We start from the raw sequence: 12,848 nt of genomic DNA on the forward strand, positions 1-12,848 counted from the left end.
GCGGATTTACACGCGCAGCCTTTCCGATCAGTGAGCAGGTAGGAGGGACGTCTCCTGCGCCGCGCCGTCCTCAGCGCCGATCTGGACGATGTTTCGCGGCAGGAAAACGGCTGCGATCGCACCGAGAACCGCTGCAGCAGCACCGATCAGGAACGCGATGCGCATGCCCTCGTCGGTGTAGAACACAGCGCCCTCCATCGCCATCGCGATGTGCGAGTTCAAGACTGTGAAGGCGATGACGGGAAGCACTGCGGGGAATATGCTCTGGAAGACCGCAACCATGCTCGCTGTGGTTGCCTGCAACTGCGGCGGCACTGCTTCAATGAGCAGGTTCGGGATGGAGGCGTAGCCCATACCCATACCGACACCGAAGATTCCGGCAAAGATGATGAGCAGCGGCTTGTTGTCGTGAATGGTGGCCGTCAAGGTGAATCCGACTGCCATGAGGATCATTCCGGTGATCATCAGCAGACGCGGTCGAATGTTGCGTCCCACGAGGAAGCCCACAATCAAGCCACCGACCACAACCATGCCTCCAAGCGGTGCCTGGAAGATCGCGAATCCCTCTGCCGTGACGCCGAATCCGTATCCCAGGCCGAGAACTGCGGGGGTCATCACCATCATCGGCAGCAAAATCGTGAAGACTCCCGATGCGCCGTAGCAGAACCCGGCACCGACGGCGGTGAGCATCACCGAACGCTTGCCGAAGTAGCGCAGGTCGATCAAGGGCTCACGGATGGCTCGAGCAGAGGCAACCCAAGCCGCCAGCAGTGCGACGCCGCCGATCAGATAGGCCAGTGTCGAACCGTTCTTCCAGCCCCAGGTAGGTCCGAAGCTGACGCCGATCAGAATTCCGGCGATGCCCGATCCGAGCAGTACCGCACCGATCAGGTCCAGTGAAGAGCGCAGTCGCACAGCTGATTCCGCGGTAGAAGCAAAGATCATACCGCCGAGGAGAACCAACCCGATGACGAAGAACCAGAAGATGCTCCGGAAACCGTGATTATCGATCAGCCAACCGGTCAGGAACGGCGCCGGGATCGCAATCAAACCCATACCGGAAGTCGCGATACTGACGGCCAAGGCAACAGTTTTCGGCGGAAAAACATCTCGAATGAGGGAGTAACTCAGGAACAGGCAGGGAACGAGCAGACCCGTCAGCGACCGGCCCAGAATCAGGATCGCGTAGCTCGGCGCTATCGCCGAAATGAAGGATCCGACCGCTGCGCCGGCGACAGCAAAGAGCAGGACTTTTCGTTTGCCGTACATGTCGGCGAGCTTGCCGAGCAGAGGAGACGCGACCGCGCCCAGCAGCAGGAACGAGGTGAGCAACCAGGCTCCCTGCGTCGTTTGATAGTGCACCGAGATGGCAGGGAGAGCAGTGGAGATCATCATGTAGCTCACTGCAAGCATCTCGAGAAGTAGAACGATCGACGCCAGGGAGAACACCAGTCGCGGAGTCCACCGCTCGGGTATCGATGTCGGTTCGGGCAAACTGGGAGACGAACCGTCGCTGTGGACATGAGACGCCATGGCTGGAAGATCCTTTCGGGATACCTACGAATTCGATTGACCCCCTGTCGAATACCGTCGACGGGGGCCTTGCCGGGAAGTGCAATGGAACGACAGCTACCGATCTCGGTAACGTGTTACCTGCATCACAGCCCTCGCTTCGAACGCGCGCTACGGAATGTTCCGCGGAGCGGGACAATCAGGACAACGACTGATTGGCCACACGAAGCCGAAGTCCCTGGATTGTGAGCAACGGCAATGATTTTCGGTTCGAACTTGAACGTAGGGAGACGACGCACTGACAATCAGGTCTCCGTTGGTATTCGCAGAGAGATCGAACGCATAGCCGTCGGATCCGCGCGCAGTCGACGATTTGAGCCCGCCTTCGGCCACCAACACCTTCCATCCGAAGCCCTTCCACACCTGGACGAAGGTGTCGAAGTATTCAGCGGACTTGCCCGGGGGAATATCGACCCCCCATTACTTGACGATGACGTCAAGCGACCGGTTCCCGACTGTGTCGTCGTCGACGCAAGGCAGAACAGTCCCATTGCCAAACAATCCGCTGGGAGCTTGCGGATGCTGACGGGACAACGCGGCATCGCTCGGAGCCTGAGCCAAAGTATCGGCCGAATCTCGGATAACAGATTGACACGCAAGAGATTCGGTCAAATTTCTGTTTACTGATGCGCCCCGAACCACGGATTCACCTTCTACGTCAGCTTCCTTCGCGCATCCTGCCAGCGCAATCAGCACCTCGAATATCGCAGCCACACAACGCGTAGGCATCGAGATCGTTCCGGTGACATCGATCATTGCGATTCGGTATTCAATACAGGGAGGTCGCCGGAAGCCGGGATACCGATCAGATTGATTTGCAAACGAATGAACATGAGATTCTGCGCACGTGACCGAACAGCATTGGTACAGACCTCAGATATCCACGCCCCCACCAATGCTGTCGAACCCCTGCACGCGACTCGAGATATAAGCTCTACATACAGGATGCTCCACGCAAACCGCGCCGATCACATTCTTGAACTCAGCTGTCCTCATCCGTTTCCTGGAAGTTGCTTGCAATGTCGTAAAGAGTCCGGCCGCCTCGCAGCCACACACCCGGCCCCGACAGGACGTGCGGCTTCGATTGCGTTGCCCGTTCGATGATGTGCTTTCCAAGGCCCGTAAGAGACCACGATGTACCGTCCGGTTCTGCGCACCAACGCAGCACTTTGGTTGTACCGCCAACCCATTCGGCACGCCCACGGTTATTGTCTTCCGAAATCCATCGTTCGACATCCGCACGAACGGCAGAATTGACTGCTGTGCCTAACTCAAGAGTGAGAAGTTCGCCAGGTTCGATGAGCCCGTATTGCTGAATGATGTGGACAGATTTCTTGTTGCGTCTACGTTCAACGATTTCCATCGTTACCTGGTCCACGGCTTCGTGCGGGATCCCCGCCGTAAGGATTCTGGTCTCAATTCCCTCAGCTGGGAACTCGCAGTGAAATGTCAAGCACAACTGCTGTGGCACTTCGGGTTCCGAATCGTCGATCACAAAGAGCGTTGCCGTGTGGATTTCGATGTCGAGTGCTGTCGGGGCAAGTTCTGTAAGCCATTTGACGGTCGTGTAAACCTGCGGGTGGAAACTCTCGGCGATGAGTACGATTTTGGGGCGCGTGAGGAGATCAGGAGTCCATTCTCCTTCTCCAGCCACCACCGAACGCAACCTGTTCAGAGCTTCAGCGCTGGTAATCGTCGGCATATCGTCAAGTTTCTGCTGATTGCACCAGTCCGCATGCGCTTCGGCCAGCGTGTCCATGGTGAATGATGCAACCATTGCGGCGTACGTCAGTGCCTGCAGATGTATCTTGCTGTCGGAGCCGCGCTTTAACTCTACGACGATCAGTTGGCCAGATGGGTCAAGGGCCAACACATCGAGGCGGGACTTTTCGCGATCGCCCGACGGTAATGCCCACTTGTCATATTGAGTCGCCACTATCTGCACGCCTGTACCGAGAACGTCGGGGTTGGCGACTACCCAACGCTCCAAGTCAGACTCCACCAGATTGTGTCGCTTGAGCGTGGACTGGCCGAATGGGAGGGCGTTCTGGCCATCGATGCGAAAGACCCTCGCAGCATTGAGCACACTTGATCCATTTCTGATACCGACTGAATGTAACTTCTCTGCTGGACAATATATCTCGCAATCTATCGGGGATCGTCCCCCAGATACACCTGTGCGCCGTTTCGGTAGCGGTAACTACCGAAACGGCGCACAGGGGCCGAAGGCCCTACAGAACTATGTTCACCATCTTGCCCGGCACAACGATCACCTTGCGCGGTGCGTTGCCCTCGAGCAGAGCGACGATCTTCTCGTCGGCCAGCGCGATCTCTTCGACAGCCTTGCGATCGGCGTCCGCCGGGACGCTGATGCGGCTACGAACCTTGCCGTTGACCTGGATCGGGTACTCGACGGTATCCTCGACGAGCCACTTCTCCTCGACTGCCGGGAAGGGTCCGTGCGCAAGGGATTCCGTGTGACCCAGACGCGACCACAGCTCTTCCGCGAGGTGCGGCGCCAGGGGAGCGAGCATCAGCACCAGCGGCTCGACAGCAGCACGCGGCGCACCGCCCGGAAACGCCTTGGTGAGGTGGTTGTTGTACTCGATCAGCTTCGCGGCGGCCGTGTTGTCGCGCAGCGCGGTGTAATCCTCGACGACACCGGCGATTGCCTTGTTGAGCGCACGCAGAGTCTCTTCACCAGGAGCTTCGTCGGTGACGCGGGGCTTGCCGGTCTCCTCGTCGATGACAACGCGCCACACGCGCTGCAGGAATCGCGAAGCACCGACAACGTCCTTGGTCGCCCACGGACGCGAGGTGTCCAGCGGACCCATCGACATCTCGTACACACGGAGGGTGTCTGCACCGAACTCGGCGCAGATCTCGTCCGGCGCAACGGCATTCTTCAGGCTCTTGCCCATCTTGCCGTACTCGCGGTTGACCTCGGCGCCTTCGTAGAAGAACTTTCCGTCACGCTCGACGACCTCCTCTGCCGGCACGTAGACGCCGCGGGCATCGGTGTACGCGAATGCCTGGATGTAGCCCTGGTTGTACAGGCGGCGGTACGGCTCGCTCGAGGACACGTAGCCCAGGTCGAAGAGCACCTTGTGCCAGAACCGCGAGTACAGCAGGTGCAGCACCGCGTGCTCGACGCCGCCGACGTAGAGGTCGACTCCACCGGGATCGTTGGGGCCGTGCAGCTCCGGACGCGGGCCCGTCCAGTAGGCCTCGTTCTGCGGATCGCAGAACGTGTCCTGGTTGGTGGGGTCGATGTAGCGAAGCTGGTACCACGAGCTACCGGCCCACTGCGGCATGACGTTGGTGTCGCGGTGGTAGGTCTGCAGGCCGTCGCCGAGGTCGAGTTCGACGTTGACCCAGTCGGTTGCCTTGTTCAGCGGGGGAGAGGGCTCGGAGTTGGCGTCGTCCGGATCGAAGGACACGGGTGCGTAGTCCTCGACCTCCGGAAGAACCACCGGCAGAGCCGAATCCGGCAGAGCATGCGCGTTTCCGGCAGCGTCGTACACGATCGGGAAAGGCTCGCCCCAGTAACGCTGACGCGCGAAGAGCCAGTCGCGCAGCTTGTACTGGATGGTGCCCTTTCCGTGACCGGACTCCTCGAGCTTGCTGATGACGGTGGCCTTGGCCTCAGCCACGTCCAGACCGTCGAGGTAGTCGGAATTCACCAGAGCGCCGTCACCGGAGTACGCGGCCTCCGAAACATCGCCGCCGGCAATAACTTCGAGAATATCGAGACCGAAAGCGTTGGCGAACTCCCAGTCACGGTGATCGTGTCCCGGAACAGCCATGATCGCGCCGGTACCGTAGCCGGTCAGAACGTAATCGGCGATGAAGACCGGAACCTTGTGGCCGTTGACGGGGTTGATCGCGTAGGAACCGAGGAAGACGCCGGTCTTCTCCTTGTTTTCCTGACGCTCCAGGTCCGTCTTGGCAGCGATCGACTTACGGTATGCCGCAACAGCTTCCGCAGGAGTAGTGGCGCCACCGGTCCAGCGTGCGTCGACGCCTTCCGGCCATTCGTCGGCAACAAGCTTGTCGACCAGATCGTGCTCGGGAGCCAGCGTCACGTACGTGGCACCGAACAACGTGTCGGGACGCGTCGTGAATACGTCGATGCCGTATTCACCTGCCGCAAAGGTAACTTCGGCGCCGTACGAGCGGCCGATCCAGTTGCGCTGCATGGCCTTGACCTTGTCCGGCCAATCCAGGTACTCGAGATCGTCGACCAGACGGTCGGAGTACGCGGTGATGCGCATCATCCACTGCTGGAGGTGCTTGCGGAAGACGGGGAAGTTGCCGCGGTCGCTACGACCGTCGGCAGTGACCTCTTCGTTGGCCAGCACGGTACCCAGACCGGGGCACCAGTTCACCATCGAATCGGACTGGTAGACAAGGCGGTACGAGTCCACAACCTTGGCCTTCTCGGCCACGGTCAGCGAAGCCCAGTCGCGGCCGTCGTCGACAGTGCGCTCACCGGACTCGAACTCGGCTTCCAGCTCCGAGATACGACGGGCCTTGCCGGCCGCCTTGTCGTACCACGCGCCGTGGATCTGCAGGAAGATCCACTGCGTCCAGTGATAGAAGTCGACATCCGTCGTCGCCAGGCTACGACGCTCGTCGTGGCCCAGGCCCAGGCGTCGGAGCTGACGCTTCATGTTGGCGATATTCGCCTCGGTGGTCGTGCGCGGGTGGGTGCCCGTCTGCACGGCGTACTGCTCGGCCGGCAGCCCGAAGGCGTCGTAGCCGAGGGTGTGCAGGACGTTGCGGCCGTGCATGCGATGGAAGCGCGCAAAGACGTCGGTGGCGATGTAGCCGAGCGGGTGGCCGACGTGCAGACCCGAACCCGAGGGGTACGGGAACATGTCCTGAACGAACAGCTTGTCGGCGGGCACGCCGTCGGGGGAGGACAGCGGACCGACCGGATTGGGCGCGTTGAACGTGCCTTCCTCGCTCCAGCGGTCCTGCCAGCGCTGCTCGATCTGGCCGGCAAGCTCCGCGGTGTAGCGGTGCTGCGGGGTGGCGTCGACTGGTGAATCGGGGGACTGCGGAGACTCGGTCACTGTGGTCGCTATCTACTTGGCTGACGGAAATACCGATAACCAGGGTAGAGCCTGCACGACCCGGGCATACCATCAACTCCACTCGCGCCTATCCTGTATGGGTGATCGTTGTCGCTGTGGTGCTATTCGTGCTCGCTGTCGCCGTCGGTGGAGTTGCTGTCGCCGGACTGATCGGCAAACTCCCGCGCAACCGCTGGGCCGGTGTCCGCACCGAGGATTCCCTGCGGAGCGAGGAGTCGTTCGCCCTCGCCAACAAGGTGGCCGGTCCGACCATGCTCGCGGCCGCTGGAATGTTGGTCATCGGCGGAGTCGCAGCACTGACCATCGGCGGAGTCTTCGGCGTCGCGGTCGCGATCATCGCCGTCGTCGTCGCCGTCCTCACTGCCGGTTTCGGTGGAGGCATCGGCACCCGCGCAGCCGCCGCACTCCCGCAGCAGAGCGGATGCGGTAACGACTGCAACTGCGGCGGCCACTCCGAGCCTGCCGCAGACGAGCCGGTGGCGGAGACCTCCGAGGCCAAGGCGAACGCTGCCGCTTGCGGCACCGCTTCCTGCGGTGCCTGCGCGCTCAAGGATGCTTGCCAGCCGGCTCATTGATTCACGTGAAACATCGCGTGGTCGACCCGGCCGGGGTCGTATTCGGGCTAGTCGTTCCGCTGTTGTGTGCGGTCTTCGGCTTCGTCCTGACAAAAATTTGGGAGCCCCGCCTCCCGGAACAGATCGCGACTCACTGGACCACCACCTCGCCGGACGGATTCTCCACCCCGTCGGCCAACGCCTGGACCATTGCACTTCTGACGCTGCTCTTCGGTGGCGGCCTGAGTGCGATTGCTGCTCTTGCTCCCGCGATGCTGATGATGCGCCGATTCATGTTGGTTGTCGGGCTGAGCGTGGTCGGGCTCATCACGACAGTGAACTTCGCTTTGCTCTACACCCAACTCGATGTCACCGATCCATCCACGACGTCACTCCCGCTGTGGTCTATCGGTGTCGGCTTTGTCATCGGCGGGGTGCTGGGGTGGATCGGCGCCTCGTTCCTGCGTAACTACCGCGTCCGCACTCTTGCCACGATCGAACCCTCGGCCGGGTTGCCGCGAAGCCGCTGCGCTCTCCCCATCTCCGACGACGTCGGATTCAGCACCAAGGGGTCGGTGATCCTCACTGCGATTACTCTGGCGCCCGGAGTCATCATGGCGTTGGCGATGCGGTCACTCTGGCCGTTGTTCATCTTCGGGGCACTCGGACTGCTCGTCGTCAGCCTGGTTCGCTTCCGGGTGATCGTCGACGAACGGGAAATCCGGGTGATCAACATGGGGATGGCTGCGATGACCTACGGCATCGAGGAAGTTGTCGGAGCCGACGTCGCGGAGATCAAACCGTTCGCGGACTTCGGCGGCTGGGGACTCAAGACCAAGGGTCGTCGTAACTACGGCGTCGTCACCCGCACCGGGCCAGCGGTGGTCATCACGTTCGCTTGTGGCGACCGACTCACGATCACGACACCCGGAGCCGAAGACATCGCCGGGTCACTCAATCGATTGGCCGACGCCCGGACTCGGTAACCGCCGAGCCTGAACCGATCGCTTCCTGAGTCTTCTCGAGATACCCACACGCCGCAGCCCTGGCTTTGGTGACATCGCGTTCGGCGATGGCTTCGGCAACTCCCTGATGATGCGAAGACGTCAGCGACGGCGGATGCACCCCTTCGGTCACCTCGTACGTGGCTCGAACTGTTTCGAGGATTCCGGCAAACAGATCTTTCAGCACGGGATTGTGGGCGGCATCGACAACGGCAATGTGAAACGCGAGATCGACGTCGACGAAGTTCTCCGCTGGGACATCACGCTTGGCGGCCAGTTCACGAAGTATCCGGACGTCGTCGTCGCTGCGACGCTCACACGCCAACCGGACCGCTTCCATCTCGAGCGCACGACGCACTTCGAAGACGTATTTCATCTCGTCGACGGACGCGTGTCTGCCGAGCAGTCCGCCGATGTCGGTCCGAGCGCGCACGAAGGTCCCTGATCCGCGACGGATCTCGAGAACTCCCGTCGAGGTCAATGTCTTGATCGCTTCGCGAACGGTGTTCCGGCCGACGCCGAGAACACTCATCAACTCCGGCTCGGTCGGAACACGATTGCCCACTGTCCAGACGCCGTCGGAGATCTGCGCGCGCATCCAGTCGAGGGATTGCTCGTACGCGGACTCTTTGCGAACAACGGTCATCAGCTCATCCTCACAGCATTAGCGGCGATCATTCCACTCACCTACGATACGTAGGACGACCCATGTATTTTCGCACTCTGTCTTCAGGAGGGGCTTCCCACGTCCGCCACAGCTGTCGCCACCGAAGAACGCACACGCCGCACCAATCGACACTTCTACGGCGTGGGCTACGTCCTCACCGTGATCCTCTTGGGCGCGAACATGCCCACCTCCGTCTACGGGCTGTACCGGACCGAGTTCGGATTCACGCCCACCATCCAGACGCTGATCTACGGCGTCTACGTCGCCGGCCTCGTTCCGGCATTGCTGTTCTTCGGACCGCTGTCCGACGCCCTCGGCCGACGCACCGTGCTCCTTACTGCACTCGCTCTGAGCGTCGTCGGCACGCTCGTTCTGGCATTTGCCGACGCGACGGTGTGGTTGTTCGTCGGCCGGATTGCCCAGGGAATCGCGGTGGGCGCGGCCAGTGCGGCGGGCAGCGCCGCATTGGTGGAGCAGGAACCGAAGTTCGATCACCGACGAGCAGCGCTCGTATCGACGGTGACGGGCGCGTTGGGCGGTGCGCTCGGACCACTCGTGTCCGGTGCAATCGCCCAGTACCTTCCACAACCGCTGCGGTTGCCGTATCTGATCTTCCTCGTCGCGTTCATCCCGGCACTGATCGTGTTGCTGCTACTTCCGCGGATCGGGGACGTCACACGCCCGAAGCGGTTCTTCCAAATGCCACATGTTCCCGCCACTGTTCGCGAGACTTTCTGGCTCAGCTCGCTCGCCGTCGCGCTGTCGTGGGGCGCGGTCGGGCTCTTCCAGTCGGTGGTCCCGTCGTGGATGACCAGCCTGCTGAACATCGACAACCTTCTGCTCGGCGGCGGGGCAGCCGCACTGGTGATGATCTGCTCGGTGGTCGCGCAACTCGGCGGAAGCCGCATGGACCCGCGCACGTCCGTCACCGTCGGTCTGGGAATCCTCGCTCTGGGAATGATCGGCCTCCTCGTGGTCGACCTTGTCCCGAGCCTGGCACAGCTTGGCGTCATCACCGTCGTGGTCGGCGCCGGGCACGGTCTGGCGTTTGCCGGCGGCATGAAGCGCGTCAACGCCGCCGCCCGGACCCACGCCCGCGAGAGCCACGGCGGAGTTCTGGCCGCGTTCTTCACCGTCAGCTACGCGGGACTGGCGATCCCGTCGATCATCGCGGGTATCGCCATCACCCTCCAGGGAATGCAGACGGCCATCATCGAGCTGTCGATCATCGGGACGCTGCTGTGCCTGGCGGTGATGGGCTTCAACCTTCGTGGGGCTCGAGAGCCCGCTGAAGCTCGCCGTTATCCTTAGCCAGGTGAAGTTTCTCAGTAGGTTCTACATCGACGGGTTCATCCTCGGCATCATCATCGCCGGCGTGCTCGGAAGTGTGTTCCCGGTATCGGGTACCGCGGAGAGCATTCTGAACTGGGCCACCAAGATCGCCATCGGCTTCTTGTTCCTGCTCTACGGCGCGCGACTCTCGCCGCAGGAAGCCTGGAAGGGCGTCAAGCACTGGCGACTGCACACCGTCGTCCTCGCCGCGACGTTCGTGCTGTTCCCACTGATCGGCCTAGCACTGCGATTCCTGTCGCCGACGCTGATCAGCGACGAGCTCTACACCGGCATCCTCTACATGTGCCTGGTTCCGTCGACGGTTCAGTCTTCGATCGCGTTCACCTCGATCGCCAAGGGGAACGTCGCGGGCGCGATCGTCAGTGCGTCGTTCTCCAACCTGATCGGCGTCTTCGTCACACCGCTGCTGGTGGTTCTGCTGATGAACACCACCGGCCAGGCGACGGTCGACTTCTCGTCGATCCTCGACATCGTCGTGCAGTTGCTGATCCCGTTCATCGTCGGTCAGCTGATCCGCCCGCTGGTGATCGGATGGCTGCAGAAGTACGCCGAACCCACCAAGTACGTCGATCGCGGATCGATCCTCCTCGTTGTCTTCGCCGCGTTCAGCGAAAGCATGAAAGAGGGGATCTGGAGCACCATCACGATCTGGCAGATCGTGATCCTCACAATCGTGTGCTGCCTGATTCTCGCGCTGGTTCTCGGCGTGACCACTCTCGCGGGGCGCAAGCTCGGGTTCGATCTTCCCGATCAGATCGTCATCATCTTCTGCGGGTCGAAGAAGTCCTTGGCAACGGGCCTACCGATGGCGGCTGTACTGTTCGCGGGCCAGCCCGTCGGCCTGATCGTGTTGCCGCTGATGATCTTCCATCAGATCCAACTGATCGTGTGTGCTGCGATGGCGCAACGCTTCGCGAATCGGGATCCGGTCAGCGTCAGCTAGCGAGCAACTCGCCTCGGGTCGCGTCGACGCAACCGCAACCGCCCTGCAGTTCAGCACAATCGATGGACAGCGCATGGCGGACCGATGCCAAGTCGAGGCAGTTCGCGCCGGTGCATTCGAGTGATCCGTCGGCATGCCGCAGCAAAGAATCGTGGCAGTGATCGACATCCGAAACACAATCCGCGCACTGGATCTGACGCTCAGCGAGCATTACTGCCACCTCTCTCGAAAACGATGACACAGGAATATCATCGACCTCCGACAAGTCAGTTTCGTTCCACCTCGATGGGGTGGCTGGCCAGCATCGCCACGGGTAGCGGCTGGCGTCGTAGCACCCGTGCCCAGACATCGACTCGGGGCGGCGTCAGCACATCCGACGGCAGCGAGCTGATCACCATCCAGTCTTCACGCTCGAGCTCCGAATCCAGCTGGCCCAGAGTCCAACCCGAGTACCCGGCAAAAATGCGGATTCCTTCGACCAGAGGAGCAATGACCTCCGGGTCCGAGTCCAGATCCACCATGACTACCTTGCCGTCCACCCGCCGCAGGCCGGCGACGCCGTCGATCCGCGCACCGTTGCGAGCGATGCCCAGGCAAAGCGCCGAGTCACGCTTGACGGGTCCACCGATGTACAGGGCCGAAGGATGCGCGGTCAGCGGTGACCACTGCGGCAACACGTTCTGCACGGCCGTCTCACTCGGCCGATTGACGACGACGCCCAGGCTCCCGGCGTCGTTGTGCTCGATCATGTAGATGACGGTGCGGCGAAATGCGGGTTCCGTGAGATCGGTCGACGACACCAACAAACTGCCCGGACGAACCTCCGGTTCTATCCAGGCCATTCGATCCTCGGGTTCTTCTGCGTGCGCCACAAGGACATCATCTCACCGACAACTGCGCGCGGAGGAACGAGACACAAGCGTGTTCAGGTCAGACCCGCCACATCGGCAAGTAGTGCCAAATGCCGCTCGAAAATCTCGCTCGCGTCGGTGAACGTATCGCTTCCGTACTGCCCGAACACCTCGAAGTTCACCGAACCGAACAGCGATACCCAGACGAGAGTTGCGCGCACCGCGGCATCCGGCGGCAGGTCGGTGCCCAGTTCTTTCCGCACTCCCTCGAGGTCCGTTGCCAGCGTGTCACTCAGGTCCGGGCCCTCTCGCACCGTGAGTGCACCCGCGCGATGGGCGGCGTCGATGATCCCGATCAGCCGGGTCACGACGAGGGTGCCAGGGCCGGTGGTCTGCTCGCCCGGAGCGTCGTAACCGGGGACGGGGCTGCCGAACAGTAATCCGTATCGAGCCGGCTCCCGGATCGCCCAACTCCGGACGGCACGTCCGAGAGCAATGAACTGTCCGCGAAAATCTTCTGCTGCAACGGCATTCACGGCGGAGTCCACTTCCGCGCCCAGTTCCGTGTACCCGTCCACCACCAGCAAGGTCAGCAGTTCGTCGCGACTGGCGACGTAGCGGTACACCGCTGAGGACACGACTCCCAGATCACGCGCGACGGCCCTCAAGGACAACGCGGCGGCGCCGACGGCAGCAAGATGCTCGCGCCCGATCCGGGTGATGTCCTGCAGCGTCTGTTCGCGCGCCCGCTCTCGGGGAGTCCCAACCATGAGTCCATCTTGCCCCATGACCGAGAGCACTATCA

The 12,848-nt window shown here is 61.7% G+C and carries 12 protein-coding genes; 4 read left to right on the top strand and 8 right to left on the bottom strand.

The features are described from left to right. Positions 1-27: 27 nt before the first annotated feature. The 4 genes from ATN37_RS31625 to leuS form a co-directional block, all read right to left on the bottom strand. The gene (locus tag ATN37_RS31625) at positions 28-1,533 is read right to left on the bottom strand and encodes an MFS transporter (RefSeq protein ID WP_256933600.1); all 1,506 of its coding nucleotides are present in this window, start codon (positions 1,531-1,533) and stop codon (positions 28-30) included. Between the two features lie 459 nt (positions 1,534-1,992). Continuing rightward, positions 1,993-2,328, bottom strand: a complete 336-nt coding sequence (locus ATN37_RS31630) for a hypothetical protein (protein WP_118605282.1) — start codon at positions 2,326-2,328, stop codon at positions 1,993-1,995. Positions 2,329-2,554: 226 nt separating this feature from the next. After that, positions 2,555-3,658, bottom strand: a complete 1,104-nt coding sequence (locus ATN37_RS31635) for a DNA-binding protein (RefSeq protein WP_218696085.1) — start codon at positions 3,656-3,658, stop codon at positions 2,555-2,557. A gap of 145 nt (positions 3,659-3,803) precedes the next feature. Beyond that, positions 3,804-6,650, bottom strand: coding sequence for a leucine--tRNA ligase (leuS, locus tag ATN37_RS31640; RefSeq protein WP_218696086.1), 2,847 nt, complete (start codon positions 6,648-6,650; stop codon positions 3,804-3,806). Between the two features lie 101 nt (positions 6,651-6,751). Between leuS and ATN37_RS31645 the strand changes: the two genes are divergently transcribed. Together ATN37_RS31645 and ATN37_RS31650 are read left to right on the top strand one after the other, a co-directional pair. Continuing rightward, positions 6,752-7,246 carry an SdpI family protein gene (locus ATN37_RS31645; protein WP_218696087.1) on the top strand — a complete coding sequence of 165 codons (495 nt, stop codon included), beginning with the start codon at positions 6,752-6,754 and terminating at the stop codon, positions 7,244-7,246. Positions 7,247-7,251: 5 nt separating this feature from the next. Continuing rightward, a complete protein-coding gene (locus ATN37_RS31650; RefSeq protein ID WP_308125248.1) occupies positions 7,252-8,211 on the top strand; it encodes a DUF1648 domain-containing protein in 960 nt (319 codons plus the stop codon). Here ATN37_RS31650 and ATN37_RS31655 read toward each other — a convergent pair. Continuing rightward, a complete protein-coding gene (locus tag ATN37_RS31655) occupies positions 8,180-8,875 on the bottom strand; it encodes a FadR/GntR family transcriptional regulator (protein ID WP_042924298.1) in 696 nt (231 codons plus the stop codon). The genes ATN37_RS31650 and ATN37_RS31655 overlap by 32 nt on opposite strands. A 162-nt stretch (positions 8,876-9,037) precedes the next feature. Here ATN37_RS31655 and ATN37_RS31660 point away from each other — a divergent pair, with 162 nt between their 5' ends. Together ATN37_RS31660 and ATN37_RS31665 are read left to right on the top strand one after the other, a co-directional pair. Further along, a complete protein-coding gene (locus ATN37_RS31660) occupies positions 9,038-10,207 on the top strand; it encodes an MFS transporter (protein WP_218696088.1) in 1,170 nt (389 codons plus the stop codon). A gap of 4 nt (positions 10,208-10,211) precedes the next feature. Beyond that, the gene (locus tag ATN37_RS31665; RefSeq protein WP_003942582.1) at positions 10,212-11,192 is read left to right on the top strand and encodes a bile acid:sodium symporter family protein; all 981 of its coding nucleotides are present in this window, start codon (positions 10,212-10,214) and stop codon (positions 11,190-11,192) included. Here ATN37_RS31665 and ATN37_RS31670 read toward each other — a convergent pair. Genes ATN37_RS31670 through ATN37_RS31680 form a run of 3 tightly spaced genes read right to left on the bottom strand, consistent with a single transcriptional unit; the run spans position 11,185 to position 12,813 of the window. Further along, the gene (locus ATN37_RS31670; RefSeq protein ID WP_007729106.1) at positions 11,185-11,403 is read right to left on the bottom strand and encodes a hypothetical protein; all 219 of its coding nucleotides are present in this window, start codon (positions 11,401-11,403) and stop codon (positions 11,185-11,187) included. The genes ATN37_RS31665 and ATN37_RS31670 overlap by 8 nt on opposite strands. Positions 11,404-11,458: 55 nt before the next feature. Beyond that, a complete protein-coding gene (locus ATN37_RS31675; protein ID WP_003942572.1) occupies positions 11,459-12,064 on the bottom strand; it encodes a YqgE/AlgH family protein in 606 nt (201 codons plus the stop codon). A 53-nt stretch (positions 12,065-12,117) separates the two neighbouring features. Then, positions 12,118-12,813 (bottom strand): TetR/AcrR family transcriptional regulator, encoded by a 696-nt coding sequence (locus tag ATN37_RS31680; RefSeq protein ID WP_020971476.1) that lies wholly within the window; start codon positions 12,811-12,813, stop codon positions 12,118-12,120. Positions 12,814-12,848: the final 35 nt, after the last annotated feature.

Source organism: Rhodococcus sp. MH15 (assembly GCF_019266045.1).
GTDB classification, from domain to species: domain Bacteria; phylum Actinomycetota; class Actinomycetes; order Mycobacteriales; family Mycobacteriaceae; genus Rhodococcus_F; species Rhodococcus_F qingshengii.

Coding starts and splice junctions, on each gene's coding strand:
- ATN37_RS31630 (WP_118605282.1), bottom strand. CDS start 2,328: ATGATCGATGTCACCGGAACGATCTCGATGCCTACGCGTTGTGTGGCT.
- ATN37_RS31680 (WP_020971476.1), bottom strand. CDS start 12,813: ATGGTTGGGACTCCCCGAGAGCGGGCGCGCGAACAGACGCTGCAGGAC.
- ATN37_RS31670 (WP_007729106.1), bottom strand. CDS start 11,403: ATGCTCGCTGAGCGTCAGATCCAGTGCGCGGATTGTGTTTCGGATGTC.
- ATN37_RS31655 (WP_042924298.1), bottom strand. CDS start 8,875: ATGACCGTTGTTCGCAAAGAGTCCGCGTACGAGCAATCCCTCGACTGG.
- ATN37_RS31625 (WP_256933600.1), bottom strand. CDS start 1,533: ATGGCGTCTCATGTCCACAGCGACGGTTCGTCTCCCAGTTTGCCCGAA.